We start from the raw sequence: 15,892 nt of genomic DNA on the forward strand, positions 1-15,892 counted from the left end.
GGATTGCCGCAACGAGTCACGTTTCGGCGGTTACTTCTTGTCCTTTTTTTCCGTGTCGCCGGAGAGCGCCGCGATGAAGGCCTCCTGGGGGACCTCGACGCGGCCGACCATCTTCATGCGCTTCTTGCCCTCTTTCTGCTTCTCGAGGAGCTTGCGCTTGCGGGTGATGTCGCCGCCATAGCACTTGGCCAGGACGTCCTTGCGCATTGCGCGGATGTTCTCGCGCGCAATGATGCGGGCTCCGATCGCGGCCTGGATGGGGACCTCGAACTGCTGGCGCGGAATGAGCTCGCGCAGACGGCCGGCCATCATGGTGCCGTAGGCGTAGGCCTTGTCGCGGTGCACGATCGCGCTGAACGCGTCGACCGTCTCGCCCTGCAGCAGGATGTCGACCTTCACCAGGTCGGCCTCCTGCTCGCCGAACGGCTCGTAGTCGAGGGAGGCGTAGCCCGCGGTTCGGCTCTTCAAGTGATCGAAGAAGTCGAAGACGATCTCGCCGAGCGGCATCGTGTAGCGGATCTCGACGCGGTCTTCGCCCAGGTACTCCATGCCGAGCAGCGTGCCGCGGCGACCCTGGCAGAGCTCCATGATCACGCCGACGTAGTCCTTCGGGGCGAGGATGGCCGCTTTGACGATCGGCTCCTCGACCTTGTCGACCTTGCCGCTGGGGAACTCGCTCGGGTTGGTGACCGTGACAACCTTCTTGTCCTCCGTCGTGACCTCGTAGATCACGCTCGGGGCCGTGGTGATCAAGTCGAGGCCGAACTCGCGCGAGAGCCGCTCGGTGATGATCTCCAGGTGCAGGAGGCCGAGGAAGCCGCAGCGGAAGCCGAAGCCCAGCGCCACGGACGTCTCGGGCTCATAGACGAGCGCGGCGTCGGAGAGCTTGAGCTTGTCGAGGGCCTCGCGCAGCTCGGGGTAGTCGCTGCCGTCGATCGGGTACAGGCCGGAGAACACCATCGGCTTCGGCTCGGTGTAGCCGGCGAGGGCTTTCGTGGCCGACTTGGCCGCAGTGGTCACGGTATCGCCGACCTTCGACTGGCGCACGTCCTTCACGCCGGTGATCAGGTAGCCGACCTCGCCGACGCCCAGACCCTTCGACGGGGTCGGCTCCGGCGCGGAGACGCCGATCTCGAGGATCTCGTGGGTGGCCCTCGTCGACATCATCTGGATGCGCTCGCGCGGGCCCAGCTTGCCGTCCACCATGCGCACGTACGTCACCACGCCGCGGTAGCTGTCGTACACCGAGTCGAAGATCATCGCCCGCGCGGGGGCGTCGGCGACGCCGACCGGAGCGGGGATCTCCTGCACGACCCGGTCGAGCAGCGCCTCCACCCCCATACCGGTCTTGCCGGAGACCCGCAGCACGTCCTCCGGGCGCCCGCCGATGAGGCTGGCGAGCTCCTGCGCGTACTTGTCGGGGTCGGCCGCCGGGAGGTCGATCTTGTTGAGCACGGGGATGATCGTGAGGTCGTTCTCCAGCGCCAGATAGAGGTTCGCGAGCGTCTGGGCCTCGATGCCCTGCGCGGCGTCGACGAGCAGGATCGCGCCCTCGCACGCGGCCAGCGAGCGCGACACCTCGTACGTGAAGTCGACGTGCCCCGGCGTGTCGATCATGTTGAGTGCGAAGGTCTCGCCGTCGAGCTGCCACGGCATCCGGACGGCCTGGCTCTTGATCGTGATGCCGCGCTCGCGCTCGATGTCCATGCGGTCGAGATACTGCGCCCGCATGTCGCGGTCGGAGACCACCCCGGTGATCTGCAGCATCCGGTCGGCCAGCGTCGACTTGCCGTGGTCGATGTGCGCGATGATGCAGAAGTTGCGGATGGAGGCCGGGTCGGTCGCGGCGGGCTCGAGGGGCTTCAGGGCTCGTGGTGACATTGTGGCCTCATTCTCCCACGAACGCCCCCGCCGCCCCGAACACGCGAGTACGTCCGAATTCAGCGCGAAACCGTCGAGTACGCGGAAGATCTGTGCACTCGACGGTTCGCTGCGGGGCCGTTAGGCGAAGCGCTCGCCGCGCTCCACGACGTGGCCGGCGCCGTCCTCCCAGCGGTAGACCTCCGCGCCCTCGATGAACACATGCTCGGCGCGGGAGTTGACGTCCAGAGGGTCGCCGGTCCAGACCACGATGTCGCCGTCGCGTCCGGGCTCGAGCGCGCCGACGCGGTCGTCGAGCCCGAGGAAGGCGGCCGGGTTCACCGTGAGCGCCTCCAGCGCCGTCTCGCGCGGGAGGCCCTCCTTCACCGCGAGCGACGCCTGGTGCACCAGGAAGTTGATCGGGACGACCGGGTGGTCTGTCGTGATGGCGACCCGGACGCCCGCCGCGGCGATCAGCGCGAGGTTGCCGATGGCGCGGTCGCGCAGCTCCACTTTGGAGCGCGAGGTGAACATCGGGCCGAAGATGACCGGGATGTCGCGCTCGGCGAGCACATCGGCGATCTTGTGCGCCTCCGTTCCGTGATTGACGACGAGCTTGTAGCCGAACTCGTCGGCCAGGCGGATCGCCGTCGCGATGTCGTCGTGGCGGTGCGTGTGCTGGTCCCAGACCAGCTCGCCGGCGAGCACGCGGGCCAGGGTCTCCCGGGTCAGGTCGCGGGCGAACGCCTTGCCGTCGCGCTCCGCCTCCGCCCGCGCTACGGCATAGTTCTGGGCGTCGACGAACGCCTCGCGGATGACCATGGCGACCCCGAGGCGCGTGCTCGGCGTCTGCTCCTTGCCGCCGTGGACGCGCTTCGGATTCTCGCCGAGCGCCGACTTCACGCTCACGGCCTCCTTGATCACCTGCTCGTCGATCGTGCGGCCGCCCCAGCTCTTGATCGCGACGGTCTGGCCGCCGATCGGGTTGCCGGATCCGGGCTTGACCACGACCGCGGTGACGCCGCCGGCGAGGGCGTCCCGGAAGCCTTCGTCGTCGATGTTGATCGCGTCGATGGCGCGCACGGCCGCCGTGTTCGGCGTGGTCATCTCGTTGGTGTCGTCACCGGCCGGGCCGTTCGCCTCCTCGTGAATGCCGACGTGGCCATGGGCCTCCACGAACCCCGGGAGCACCCACTTGCCGCTCGCGTCGACGATGCGGACGCCGGACGGCACGGTGACCGCGGACGATGGGCCGACCGCGGTGATCCGACCGTCCTCGACGACCACCGTGCCTTTCTCGATCGGGTCTCCGGCGACGGGGACGACGTAGGCGTTGACGATGGCGATGCTCGATGCGGTCATGGTGCCGAGCCTACGCTCGGCGGGAATGCGCACGCCGGTCCGGCGTTGAGTGGAGGTATGAGCATTCTCCTGACCGGCGCGACCGGCTACATCGGATCCTCCGTCCTCCCCCGCCTCCTGGACGAGGGGACGTTGTGACCGCGCTGGTGCGCGACGAGCCGAAGGCGCAGATCGTGCGCGACGCCGGCGCGTCCGCCGTGGTGGGCGACGCCACGGACAGCGCCCTCGTCACCCGGCTCGCGCGAGAGAGCGACGGGGTCATCCACCTCGCCTCAGCCCGCGACGTGGATTCGGTGTTCGTCGCGGCCGCGCTCGACGGTCTCTCCGGCAGCGGCAAGCCGTTCGTGCACACGGGTGGCGTCTGGACGTACGGCTCGAACTCCGACATCACCGAGGACTCCCCCGCCGCGCCTCCCGCACTGACGGCCTGGCGTGCGGCGAACGAGGCCGTCGTCCTCGGTGCGCAGGGAGTGCGCGGCTCGGTCGTGGTGCCGTCGATCGTCTACGGCCACGGCAAGGGCCTGGCCCGGCTGATCGTGGACGCGCCGCGCGGATCGGGCGTCGCTCCGGCGCTGAAGCTCATCGGCGACGGCTCGCAGCACTGGGCGACCGTGCACGTCGACGATGTCGCAGCGCTCTACATGCTGGCGCTCGAGAACGGTGAGGCCGGCGAGGTCTACATCGCGGCTGGAGGCAACAACCCGACCGTCCGGGAGCTCGCGGCGCGTGCAGTCGACGCGGCGGGCGGCGTGGAGGCCGAGACTGTCGCGCAGACCGAGGAACGGCTCGGTTCCGGCCTCGCGGAGGCGCTGCTGCTCGACCAGCGAGCCCGTGGAGTCAAGGCCCGCATCGACCTGGGCTGGGAGCCGAACGGCCCGACGCTCGCGGACGAGATCGCGACGGGAAGCTACGCGCCGCAGCCGGCGCGGAACTGACGACGCGTCTCGGCGCGCTGCCCCAGCGCTCCGGAGCTCGCCGTTTTGGCGAGGAGGCCGCCCGCTGCTAAAGTTGTTTGTTGGCTTGCGTGTGGGTGTAACCGCACGAACGCCGCGAGGCGCCCTCTCTCGCTGAGCGGCACATCCGATACTCACTTCTAACGAAAGTAACCATTCGTGGCAAACATCAAGTCGCAGATCAAGCGCAACAAGACCAACACGAAGGCGCAGGAGCGCAACAAGGCGGTCAAGAGCCAGCTGAAGACGGCCATCCGCGCCACGCGCGAGGCCGTCGTCGCCGGCGACAAGGAGAAGGCGACCGCGGCGCTGCGTGTCGCCGCCAAGCGGATCGACAAGGCTGCCAGCAAGGGCGTCATCCACAAGAACCAGGCGGCGAACCGCAAGTCGGCCATCGCCAAGCAGGTCGCCGCGCTCTAAGCAGCGACCACCCGCGGGACCTGTCCCGCGCCGCGACGAGCCCCCGCCCCGTGAACCACGGGAGCGGGGGCTCGCTGCATCTGCGGGAGGCTGGTGCGCGCCTCTGCCTGCAGCCGCCGAGGGGCACGTCGTTGTCGCTTCCGAACGCGCTGCAAGCGACAACGACGTGTCCCTCGGCTTCTCGCGCGGCCGAGCGCGTCGCTCGAGCGAGCTCAGGCGCGGCCGAGCGCGCTGACGATGCGGATCATGCGCTCGAGCGCGAACACGGGGTCGCGTCCGCCGCCTTTCACGTTGGCATCGGTCTCGGCGAGCACCTCGATGCAGCGGCCGAGCCCGTCTTCCGTCCAGCCGGCGAGATCGCGGCGGGCGCGGTCGACCTGCCAGGGCGCCAGTCCGAACTGCTGGGCGAGCTGACCGGAACCGCCTCGGGCGCCCGAGAGCTTGGCCATCGTGCGGATCTTGCTGGCGAACGCCGCCACCATCGGCACCGGGTCGGCGCCGGAGGCGAGCGCGTGGCGCATCGTCACCAGGGCTTCGCCGTAGCGACCGGCGATGGCCGCGTCGGCGACCTGGAACGCGTTCGTCTCGACCCGGCCTCCGTAGTACTTGTCGACGGTGCTCTCGGTGATCTGCTCTGCGGAGTCGGAGAGCAACTGCTGACAGGCCGCGGCGAGCTCGGCGAGGTCGTCTGTGAACGCGGACGTGAGCGATCGAAGCGCGCCGGGCGTGATCCGACGCCCCGCGGCCGCGAACTCCGCCTGCGCAAAATCGTACTTCTCGCTGTCCTTCTTGAGCTCCGCGCAGATGACCTCGATGCCGCCTCCTGCGCCCGCACGGATCGCGTCGAGCAGTTTCTTGCCGCGGACCCCGCCCGCGTGCCGCAGCACCACGACGGCGCCGTCAGCCGGAGCGGCGAGGTAGTTAAGCATGTCGGCTACGAAGCCGTCTCCGGTCTTCTCGACCGCGTCGACGCGGATGAGACGCGGCTCGCCGAACAGGGAGGGGCTCGCGAGTGTGAGCAGCTCGCCTGACGCGTAGTCCGCCGCGGACATGTCGCTGATCTCGAGGCTCGGGTCTTGCTGCTTGAGGAGGTCGCGCAGCAACCGCGTGGAGCGGTCGGCGAGGAAGCCCTCTGGTCCTGACACCAGAACGACCGGAGCCGGTCGGATCTGGTTCCAGGACAGCTGAGGTATCGCGCTCTTGGCAGTGGTCGCGCCGGCGCGCCCGCGTGAGGCGCCCCTGCTGTTGCTTCGTGTCGCCACGTTCCTCCTCGTCCGTATCCAGGATAGGGGCGACCCCCGGCACTCTCGGCCCCGGCGCCCTCGGCCTCCGGACGCTCGACCCACAACCCCGGGCCGGCCTCGCTCGACGACACCAGCAGCGTTCCCGAGCGGTCGGTGCGCGCCGCCGCCGTGCCCGCCTCCTGCAGCAGCGACAGCGCCCGCTTGGTCGGGTGTCCGTACCGGTTGTCGTCGCCGACGGAGACCAGCCCGAGCCGTGCGCTCAGGTCTCGGTAGAGCTGCTCGCTCTGGTCCGCGGAACCGTGATGTGCGACCTTGACGACATCGACCGGGCCGATCGTGCCCGACGCGCGAAGCGCATCCTGCTCCGCCTCTCCGAGGTCGCCGAGGAAGAGCGCACTGAGCGCATGACCCTCCGTGCGCACGACCAGGCTGCCGGCGTTCCCGCTCAGCTGCGACCCGCCCGGTTCGGCTGCGGGAGGCCAGACGATCCGCCACGACATGCCCCCGAGCCCTCCCGACATCCCCGCCCGACCTGCTTCGACGCTCATCCCCGCTGTACTCAGCCGTTGCAGGAGCGCCCGGTCGGCCGGGCGGTCCGGCTCGCCGACGATCACGTGATCGGTACGTCCGAGCACAGCGTCCACGCCGCCCGCGTGGTCGGCGTCGAAGTGCGTGAGCAGCACCCAGTCGAGGCGGTCGATCCCGAGGGAGTCCAGACAGTCTGCGAGCGGCTGCGGGCGTCGTCCCACATCGATGAGAGCGCTGCGATCGCCGTCACGCAACACGAGCGCGTCGCCCTGACCCACGTCGCACGCCGCGATGAGCCAGTCTCCTGGGCGGCTCAGCGCGAGTCCGAGCTCCCTGCCGCCGAGCGAGCCTGCGTAGACGGTGGCTCCACCGACGAGCGCGATCGTCGCCGACGAGGCGATCGCCCGCGGCAGCCTCCGCCGCGACGCCACGAGCGCGACCGCGACGAGCACGAGCGCGCACAGGCCGACACCGAGAATCCCGTCCGGCCACGGCAGAGCCGCGCCGGGGAGGCCGGCCGCGAACCGGGCGACCTGGGAGATCCAGGCCGAGGGCAACCACGCGATCCAGACCATGAGCTGCCCGACCCCGGGCGCCCACGGCAGGAGGAGGCAGGCCAGGCAGCCGAGGACCGTGGCGACCGGCGCGGCCGGCTCCGCGATGAGGTTCGCGGGAACACCGAAGAGGGGGAGCGTCGGCGTCAGCAGGATGAGAACAGGCTGACACGCGAGCTGCGCCGACAACGGCACTGCGAGGGCCAGGGCGATCCCGCGTGGAAGCAACCGCGTGAGGCCGGCCGTCAGCGGTCGGGCGAGCAGCAGCAGCCCGGCGGTCGCGAGGGCTGAGAGCGCGAAGCCGTAATCACGGGCGAGCCAGGGATCGTGAACGAGCAGCACGATCACCGCGAGAGCGAGCGCGGGGAGGCCGTCCGCGATCCTGCCGCGCGCGAGTCCGAGGAGGACGACCGTCGCCATCGCCGCGGCGCGCAGCACGCTGGCACCCGGACCGACGAGCGCGACGAACGCCGCGAGGGCAGCGGCAGCGGCCACGATGCGGGTGCGGCGCCCGAGGCCGACGCCGCGCGCGAGCAGGAACACGAGACCGGTGACGAGCGCGCAGTTCGCTCCGGATACCGCGGTCAAATGACTCAGGGCGGAGGTCTTCATCGCGTCGTCGAGGTCGGCGGTGACGGCCGTTTCGTCGCCGATCGCGAGGCCCGGCAGCAAGTCGCCGCCGTCGCCCGGTGTAGTGGCCGCGGCGCGCGCGAAGGCGTCTCGTACGGGCGCCGCCCAGGCCAGCCAGACCGGCGGCCGGTCGCGCACGGCAGGAGCGGCCGAGGCGCGAAGGGTGAAGGTGGTCGCCTCGCCCGGCTCGTTCGGTCGCACGGACACGCCGGCCGTGATGACCGAGCCGAGCGCGTAGGCACGCACGGAGCGTGCGTCGCCGGGCACGATCAGGGAGACCGGCACCCCGCCGGCCGCGACGTTTCGATCGCCGGGAGCCGACGAGGGCGGCCGATCGCCCTCGGCATCGACCTCCACGGTGGTGCCGCGCAGACGCCAGTGCTCGACCCCGTCGAATCCGGAGGCGGATCGGCGCGGAGCGCTCTCGACCCGGACCGCGACCTCCACGTGACGCTGGTCAGCGGCTGCGGCCGCGGCCGCGGCCGCGAGCACGGTGTCGGTTCGCTGTGGCGCCTGCGTGCCGATCACCGTCGCACCGAGCGCGGATGCCGCGACTGCGACGGCGATCGTCGCGAGACCCCGAACCGACGAGCGTCTCGACTCCCGCGCTGGCGACCGTCGGCCAGCGCACACGGCAGTGGCCAGAGCCACCGCAGCCAGCACCCACGCGCACACCGCGACGACCGGCATAGCCGCGCTCGCTCCGACCCCGAGACCGCAGCAGAGCCACAGCGCGGCGGCAGGGATGACCAGACGGACGTCGGGCATCAGACCGTCACCCGGTCTTTGAGCGCCTCGAAGATCTTCTCGCCGACGCCCGTCACATTGCGCAGGTCGGTCACCGCGGCGAACCGTCCGTTCGCCTCGCGCCACTCGATGATGCGCTGCGCGAGCGCCGGGCCGATCCGCGGCAGGGTCTCGAGCTGCGCGGTCGTCGCGCGGTTGAGGTCGACCAGGCCGCCGCCCGTTCCTTCCGCGGCGGCCTCCGGCACGCCGTCGGTCGGGAGCGGCGACTCCCCGACGACCGGCACACGGAGCTGCTCCCCGTCTTGCACGGGCCGTGCGAGATTGACGCCCGCGTGGTCCGCTGTCTCGGTGAAACCTCCCGCGGCCTCGATCGCATCGACAACGCGTGAGCCTGAGGGGACGCGGATCAGTCCCGGCCGATTGACCGCCCCCGAGACGTGCACATAGAGCTCGTCCCCCGCCGCCGCCTGCGGGGCACCGGACGACGCGGCGGGCGCCGAAGGCGAAGACGACGTCGGCGCCGCCGCCGCGGACTGAAGCGGCACCTTCCGTCCACCGGTCATCCCCGACACCAGTGCGGCGATGACGAACGCGCCGATGAGCAGCACGGTCGCCGCTCCGACGCCGACCCTCAGACGGCGCGACGGCGCCCGTTCCGTCTCGCCCGCTCGATGTCGCATCCCTCCACGCTAGGGACGGACGCCCCCTCGACCTCCGCGTACGCCGGATCCGTGGAGAACACGAACGGCGGCCCTCCTGTGGAGGACCGCCGTTCGGCAACGCGACAGCCGCGACGCGGGTACAGACTCAGCCGCGCGTGGCGATGTTCACCAGTCGTGGGGCACGCACGATCACGTTGACGATCTCGCGGTCACCGACCGACCGGGCCACAGCCTCCGAGCTGCGGGCCAGAGCCTCCAGCTCGTCCGTGGAGATCTTCGGCGAGACCTCCAGCCGGTCACGGACTTTGCCATCGACCTGGAACACAGCCGTCACAGCCTCCTCGATGAGCAGGATCGGGTCGGCCTTGCGCCACGGCACCAGGGCCACAGACGGCTCGTAACCCAGCTTCTGCCACATGTCTTCGGCTGTGTACGGCGCGAACAGGTTCAGCGCCATAGCCGTGACCTCCGCGGCCTCGCGCACGGCCGCATCCCCGGCTCCGGGCGCTCCGTCGATGGCCTTGCGGGTCGCGTTCACCAGCTCCATCAGGCGCGCGACGACGACGTTGAACTTGAACGCCTCGACCAGACCGGGCGCGTCGGCCAGGAACCGGTGCGTGACACGGCGCAGGGCCGGGTCGCCGGTCTTCCAGACCACGTCGGGCGAGCTCGTGACGTCGTGCGCGACGCGCCAGGCGCGCGCCAGGAACTTCGCGCTTCCCGCCGGCGACACATCGGCCCAGTCGATGTCGTCCTCCGGCGGGCCGGCGAACGACATGGTCAGGCGCACCGCGTCGACGCCGTGCTCGTCCAGCTGCTCGGACAGCTTCACCAGATTGCCGCGCGACTTGCTCATGGCGGAGCCGTCCATCTGGACCATGCCCTGGTTGAGCAGCGCCGTGAAGGGCTCCGTGAAGCTGATCGAGCCCAGGTCGAACAGCACCTTGGTGATGAAGCGCGCGTACAGCAGGTGCAGGATCGCGTGCGTCACGCCGCCGATGTACTGGTCGACCGGCGCCCACTTCTCGGCCTCCTTGGGGTCGAACGCCTGCGTGGGGTCGTTCGGGTTCAGGAAGCGCAGGAAGTACCACGAGCTGTCGACGAACGTGTCCATCGTGTCGGTGTCGCGCTCGGCCGGGCCGCCGCAGTTCGGGCAGGCGACGTTGACCCAGTCGGACGCGCCGCCCAGCGGACTGGTGCCCTTCGGCCGCAGGTCCAGGCCCTCCGCCGGAGGCAGCAGTACGGGCAGCTCGGACTCGGGCACCGGCACCTCGCCGCACTGCTCGCAGTGGATGATCGGGATCGGCGTGCCCCAGTACCGCTGGCGCGAGATCAGCCAGTCGCGGAGGCGGTAGTTCTTCGCCGGCGCGCCCAGGCCGGAGCCCTGCAACGCCTCGGTGACACGACGGATGGCGTTCGACTTGCTCAGGCCGTCGAACGGACCCGAGTTGATCAGTCGGCCCTCGCCCGTCAGCGCGACGCCGGTCTCGGACGGGTTCTCCAGCGGAGCGTCCTCCGGCAGGATCGGCTCGCCCGTGACCGGGTCGGTGTGGATGATCGGGATGGCGCCCGTGACCGGCTGCGTGGTGTCGACGACGATGCGCACCGGCAGGTCGAAGGCGCGCGCGAAGTCCAGATCGCGCTGGTCGTGGGCGGGCACCGCCATGATCGCGCCGTGGCCGTAGTCGCTCAGCACGTAGTCGGCGGCCCAGATCGGAATGCGCTCGCCCGTCAGCGCGTTGACCGCGTGCCGCTCCAGGAAGACTCCGGTCTTCTCGCGGTCGGTGCTCAGCCGGTCCATCTCGGTCGTGCCGCGCACGGCCTCCAGGTACTGGTCGAAGCGCGGCCGGACCTCCGGGCGGACGTCGGCCACCAGCTCGGCAGCCAGGTCGGAGTCGGGCGCGACCACCATGAAGGTCGCGCCGTACAGCGTGTCGGGTCGCGTCGTGTAGACGGTGACCGGCTCGTCGCGACCGTCGATGGTGAACTGCACGTCGGCGCCGGTGGAACGGCCGATCCAGTTGCGCTGCATCGACAGCACCTTGGACGGCCAGGCGCCCTCCAGCTGGTTCAGGTCATCCAGCAGGCGGTCGGCGTAGTCGGTGATCCGGAAGTACCACTGGGTCAGCTTCTTCTTGGTGACCAGGTTGTCGCAGCGCTCGCAGCGGCCGTTCACGACCTGCTCGTTCGCCAGTACGGTCTGGTCGAAGGGGCACCAGTTGACCTGGGAGGCCTTGCGGTAGGCCAGGCCCTTCTCGTGCAGCTGAAGGAACAGCCACTGGTTCCAGCGGTAGTAGCCAGGGTCGCTCGTCTGCAGCACGCGATCCCAGTCGAAGCTCGGCGCATAACGACGCATCGAGGACTTCTGCTGCGCGATATTGTCGTTGGTCCACCCGGCCGGGTCGAGACCACGCTTGATCGCGGCGTTCTCGGCGGGCAGCCCGAACGAGTCCCAGCCGATGGGGTGCAGCACGTTGAAGCCCTGGTGACGCCAGTAGCGGGCGATCACATCGCCCAGAGCGTACGCCTCCGCGTGGCCCATGTGCAGGTCGCCGGAGGGGTACGGGAACATGTCGAGCACGTACTTGCGCGGCCGCTTGTCGCCGGGGTCGGCCGTGGAGAACGGCTTCAGCTCGTCCCAGATCGGAAGCCACTTGTTCTGGATCTCGGCGAAGTCGTAGTGCGCTCCGGCCTCTCGGACCGGTGTTGTCGCTGAATCGTGCTCGTGTGCCACTGGACTCTCTCTCGGATGTCGCCGCGGCCGGACCGGCCTCGCGGCGAGAAGACGTCGGGCGCGCGGCCCGAGCTTCCAGGGTACTAAACGTTCGCGCCTTCCGATCCGTTCCCTGGGAGGCGGCCGGGAGCTCGCAGTCCGGCGGCTCGGAGGAGGGCGTCGGCCTTCACGCGCACTTCGTCCAGCTCCTCCTCCGGCACCGACAGCGCGGTGATGCCGCCGCCCGCGCCGACCGTGACGGTGCCGTCGCGGAACCGCAGGCTGCGGATCACCATGGCGAGGTCGGCGGAGCCGTCGGCGGCGAGAACTCCGAAGCAGCCTGCATAGACGCCGCGCGGGCCGCCTTCGAGGCCGGCGAGAATGCGCATCGCCGAGAGTTTCGGGGCGCCCGTCATCGATCCGGCCGGGAACGCGGCGGCCAGCGCGTCGACCGCGGTGAGCCCCGGCCGCAGCCTCCCCTCGACCGTGCTGACGAGCTGATGGACCTGCGCGTAGCTCTCGACCTCCAGCAGGTGGCGAACGCTCACACTGCCGGTCGCACTCACCCGCCCGAGGTCGTTGCGCATGAGGTCGACGATCATGACGTTCTCGGCGCGCTCCTTCTCGCTGGCCTCCAGCTCGACGCGGAGGCGGAGGTCGTCGGCGAGGGTCGTGCCGCGCGGCCGGGTGCCCTTGACGGGTTTGGTGCGTATGGAACCGTCGGCCGTCACGAGCAGGAACTGCTCGGGCGACGAGCTCACCAGGGTCTCGCCGGCGATCCTCAGAAAGCCCGCGTGATGGGAGGGGCTGCGGCGGCGCAGCCGGAGGTGGACGGCGAGCGGGTCCGCGCCGGTGCGGGCCGTCGCTGTGTTGGTCAGGCAGAGCTGGTAGGCGTCGCCGGCGCGGATGGCCTCCTGGCAGGCGGCGATCATGGCGAGATAGGTGCGGTCGTCGTGGCGCCAGGAGACCTCCACGGCTTCGTCCGCATCGGCGACGGGGTGGGCATCCAGATAGGCGTCGGCGGCTCCTGCGGCCTTCTCGAGCGTTGCGGTGGCCTGTGCAAGCCAGCCGTCGTCGTCGGTCGTGGCGTCGACGACCGTGACCGAGCCGTCGGCATGGTCGAACGCGATCAGCCGGTCGACGAGGAGGAAAGCCGCGTCCGCGCCCGGGCCGGGGTGGTACGGCACGCCCAACGCCGCGGCTCCGGCTTCGTAGCCGAGCCAGCCCGCCCAGCCGAGCGGAAAGCCGCTGGTGTCGGCTTTCGCTGCGGTGAGAGCGTGAAGAACCGCCAGGATCGCGGCCTCCTGGGTGCGGGTGCCGTCGCTGACAATGCGGTCGGTGACGGCGGCGTCGGTGTCCGTGACGGCGCCGTCGGCGACGGAGGCGGTGATGATGCGCGTCCCCGTGCCGAGGAAGCTGCGGCCGCTCTCGGCGCCAGGCCCGGCGTCGAGCCAGACGGCGTCGAGGCCGCCGTCGCCGAGGAGCGCGACGAACGCGTCGGCCGGGTCGACGACGGTGTCGAGGCGGTGCGTGCGGGGCGGGAGGAGCACTGCACCAGTCTGCACCAGGGCGGGACGGCGCCGAACGTGCCCGGTTCCGGGCGCCTCCGCGCGCTGCACTAGCCTGGGCGGATGGATGCGACAGCCACCATCTACGACTGGGCGGCGGGCGTGCTCGTCGTGCGCGACGACTGCGAGGTCGTGGAGGCCGAACTGCTCGCCGCTGACTCGTTCCTCGTCGCCTCTGGTCGAGCGCTCGCGCTCGGGTTGCACCGGGAGCGGTTCGTCGAGACCGCGTCGCTGCAGGGCCTCGCCGACCGCGCCGCGCTGGACGCCTTCTGGGACGCCGGCCTCGCGCTTCTGCCCGACTCCGGCCTCTGGTTCCCGCGGTTCGAGCTCGTGCGCGCACGCGACGCGCTGCGGCTCCGCTTCCGGCTGCGGACGGCTCCACCGCTCGGCACTGATCTGGTCGTCGCGACGGCGACGACGGACCCGCGGCGGATGCCGCACCTCAAAGGACCGGACATCGACCGTCTCGACGTCCTCCGCCAGCGTGCGCAACGCGATGGTGCGCAGGAGGCCGTCTTGCTCGACGATGGCCGCGTCTGCGACGGAACGACCACGGCACTCCTCTGGTGGCGCGGCGAGACGCTGTGCGCGCCTCCCTTCGAGCTCGCGCGGGTCGACAGCGTGTCGGCGAGGACGGTGCGCGGCATCGCCGCGGCGCTCGGCGTGCCCGTCGAAGAGGAGTCGGTTCGGCCCTCCGAACTCGAGGGCGCGACCCTGTGGGCGGTCAACGCGCTGCACGGGATCCGCGACGTCACCGTGTGGGTCGACGGGCCCGCGCTCGGCCACGACCCGGCGCGCACCGCCGCATGGCGCGCGCGTTTCGGCGCGCTCGCGCGGCCGCTCCGCTGAGCGCGGCGCGCACAAACGAGTTGGCAGGACACGCCGCGTGAGCGGCCGCGGTGGCGGCGTGTCCTGCCAACTGGATGGCGCTGCCGACTCACGCGACCAGCGTGCCGGCCTCCAGGTGGAGGCGGCGCGTGAGCAGGTCGTCGGGGACGTCGGTGTGCGAGATCAGGAGGACCGTGCGGCCGTCGTCCGCAGCCGTGCGGAGGATGTCGCGCACGATCCGGTCGGCGACGGCTGCGTCCACGTTGGCCGTCGGCTCGTCGACGACGAGTACCGGGAAGTCGGCCAGCAGGGCGCGGGCGAGCGCGATGCGCTGGGCCTGGCCTCCCGAGACGAGGGCGCCTCGCTCGCCGACCGGCGTGTCCAGCCCACCGCGTGAGCGCGTCCACTCCCCCAGGCCCACGCGCTCGAGCACGGCCAGCAATTCCTCGTCGGTGGCGGTCTCGCGCGCGAAGAGCAGGTTCTGCCGCAGGTCCGAGTCGAACAGGTACGGCTGCTGCTCCACCAGCCCGACGACGCGACGCACATCGTCCTGCCGGACGCTCCGCACGTCGGCGCCGTCGATCGTGTAGGAGCCGTCGAGGTCGAGGAAGCGGGTCAGCACATGCGCCAGCGCCGTCTTGCCCGCTCCAGTCGAACCGGTGAGGACCACCCGCTCGCCCGCGCGCAGCTCGAAGGCGACATCCCGGAGGACCGGTGACGATGAACCCGGCCAGTGCGCGCTCTTCAGACGCACCCGGAGGTCGGGAACGCTCGTCACGTGGAGCGCGGTCGCAGAGGCCCTGTCCACCGGGACACCGTCCGGCACCGTCGCCGGTGCTGTGGCGGCGATCCGTTCCGCACTGGCGCGCACGCGCCTCCACGCACCGAACGCCAGCGGCAGCGAGCCGAACACCTCGAAGACCGCGAGCGGGAGCAGGGCGACCACAGCCAGCGATGGGCCGTCGAGACGACCTTCCTGCAGAGCGGGGATGCCGCCCGCAAGGGCGAGCAGCGTCGCGGCACCCGCGAGCAGCGACACGGCGCCGGCGGTCAGGCCGAGACCCGTGGCACGGGTGCGCATCGCCGCGGTCAAACGCGCCCCCGCGGAACGCACGCGCTCGCCGGCCGTTGCCAGTCCGTCGAACGCGATGAGCACCTCCACATTCGTCACCAGGTCGTTCACAGCCGCCGACACGGCGGCGCGCAGCGGTGCGATCCGCCGCTCGGAGGCTCCCGCTGCCCACCGGTTCACCAGCGTGCCGACGACGAGCGCGGCCGTCAACGTCACCAGCAGAGCGATCCCGGCGGCGGGCAGGAACAGGAACGCCGCGACGACACTGGCCAGCACGACGATGCCGCCAGAGACCAGAGGCTGGACGACCCGCAGCGCGAAATCGGGCAGCTCGTCGACGTCGTCCGCCAGCCGCGCGAGCAGCTCGCCGCCGCGCGCGCTCTCGCCACGCCGGCCACCCGCATCGCGCCGCGCGCCGATGCCGTCGGGCCCCAGCGGGACCAGGCGCGCGAACAGGTCCGTCCGGATGGCGCCGAGGCGCGCGAACGCCGCATCGTGGCCCGCCAGTCGCTCCAGGTAGCGGAAGAACGCCCGTCCGAGGGCGAAGGCGCGCACCCCGACCACCGCCATCGAGATGTACATGAGGGCGGGCTGCTCCGCCGCGCGCGTGATCAGCCACGCGGACACGCCGAGCAGCGCCACGGCACAGGCGCCGCTCAGCGCGCCGAAAGCGATCGCCACCCACAGCGTGCGAGCGGGCGGCAGGGCGAGTCGGAGGATTCGCCGGGTCTGCATCCGGTCCTCCGGAGTC

At 71.0% G+C, this 15,892-nt stretch carries 10 protein-coding genes and 1 pseudogene; 3 read left to right on the forward strand and 8 right to left on the reverse strand.

Annotated features, from left to right (window positions below):
• Positions 1–30: 30 nt before the first annotated feature.
• Together lepA and ACPPVW_RS16110 are read right to left on the reverse strand one after the other, a co-directional pair.
• Entirely contained in the window at positions 31–1,881 is a 1,851-nt protein-coding gene (gene lepA, locus ACPPVW_RS16105) for a translation elongation factor 4 (protein WP_426624080.1), read from the reverse strand.
• 120 nt (positions 1,882–2,001) lie between these two features.
• A complete protein-coding gene (locus ACPPVW_RS16110) occupies positions 2,002–3,222 on the reverse strand; it encodes an amidohydrolase (protein ID WP_426624081.1) in 1,221 nt (406 codons plus the stop codon).
• Positions 3,223–3,356: 134 nt separating this feature from the next.
• On the opposite strand from ACPPVW_RS16110, the gene ACPPVW_RS16115 reads away from it, so the two are divergent.
• Both ACPPVW_RS16115 and rpsT read left to right on the forward strand, forming a co-directional pair.
• Positions 3,357–4,157 (forward strand): NAD-dependent epimerase/dehydratase family protein, encoded by an 801-nt coding sequence (locus tag ACPPVW_RS16115; RefSeq protein WP_426624082.1) that lies wholly within the window; start codon positions 3,357–3,359, stop codon positions 4,155–4,157.
• A gap of 177 nt (positions 4,158–4,334) precedes the next feature.
• Positions 4,335–4,595 carry a 30S ribosomal protein S20 gene (gene rpsT, locus ACPPVW_RS16120; RefSeq protein ID WP_426624083.1) on the forward strand — a complete coding sequence of 87 codons (261 nt, stop codon included), beginning with the start codon at positions 4,335–4,337 and terminating at the stop codon, positions 4,593–4,595.
• Positions 4,596–4,807: 212 nt separating this feature from the next.
• On the opposite strand, the gene holA is transcribed toward rpsT, so the two are convergent.
• The 5 genes and pseudogenes from holA to ACPPVW_RS16145 all read right to left on the reverse strand — a co-directional run bounded on the left by holA (position 4,808) and on the right by ACPPVW_RS16145 (position 13,223).
• A complete protein-coding gene (gene holA / locus ACPPVW_RS16125; protein WP_426624084.1) occupies positions 4,808–5,857 on the reverse strand; it encodes a DNA polymerase III subunit delta in 1,050 nt (349 codons plus the stop codon).
• Between the two features lie 581 nt (positions 5,858–6,438).
• Positions 6,439–8,319, reverse strand: a pseudogene (locus ACPPVW_RS16130) (ComEC/Rec2 family competence protein); the annotation flags it as partial.
• Positions 8,319–8,978 carry a helix-hairpin-helix domain-containing protein gene (locus ACPPVW_RS16135; protein ID WP_426624085.1) on the reverse strand — a complete coding sequence of 220 codons (660 nt, stop codon included), beginning with the start codon at positions 8,976–8,978 and terminating at the stop codon, positions 8,319–8,321. The pseudogene ACPPVW_RS16130 and the gene ACPPVW_RS16135, both read right to left, overlap by 1 nt.
• Positions 8,979–9,105: 127 nt before the next feature.
• The gene (gene leuS / locus ACPPVW_RS16140; RefSeq protein WP_426624086.1) at positions 9,106–11,694 is read right to left on the reverse strand and encodes a leucine--tRNA ligase; all 2,589 of its coding nucleotides are present in this window, start codon (positions 11,692–11,694) and stop codon (positions 9,106–9,108) included.
• Positions 11,695–11,777: 83 nt separating this feature from the next.
• Positions 11,778–13,223, reverse strand: a complete 1,446-nt coding sequence (locus ACPPVW_RS16145; RefSeq protein ID WP_426624087.1) for an anthranilate synthase component I family protein — start codon at positions 13,221–13,223, stop codon at positions 11,778–11,780.
• Between the two features lie 81 nt (positions 13,224–13,304).
• On the opposite strand from ACPPVW_RS16145, the gene ACPPVW_RS16150 reads away from it, so the two are divergent.
• Positions 13,305–14,090 (forward strand): aminotransferase class IV, encoded by a 786-nt coding sequence (locus ACPPVW_RS16150; RefSeq protein ID WP_426624088.1) that lies wholly within the window; start codon positions 13,305–13,307, stop codon positions 14,088–14,090.
• An 88-nt stretch (positions 14,091–14,178) separates the two neighbouring features.
• On the opposite strand, the gene cydC is transcribed toward ACPPVW_RS16150, so the two are convergent.
• Positions 14,179–15,876, reverse strand: coding sequence for a thiol reductant ABC exporter subunit CydC (gene cydC / locus ACPPVW_RS16155; protein ID WP_426624089.1), 1,698 nt, complete (start codon positions 15,874–15,876; stop codon positions 14,179–14,181).
• Between the last annotated feature and the right edge of the window lie 16 nt (positions 15,877–15,892).

Source organism: Leifsonia sp. McL0607 (assembly GCF_049993355.1).
Lineage (GTDB): Bacteria > Actinomycetota > Actinomycetes > Actinomycetales > Microbacteriaceae > Leifsonia.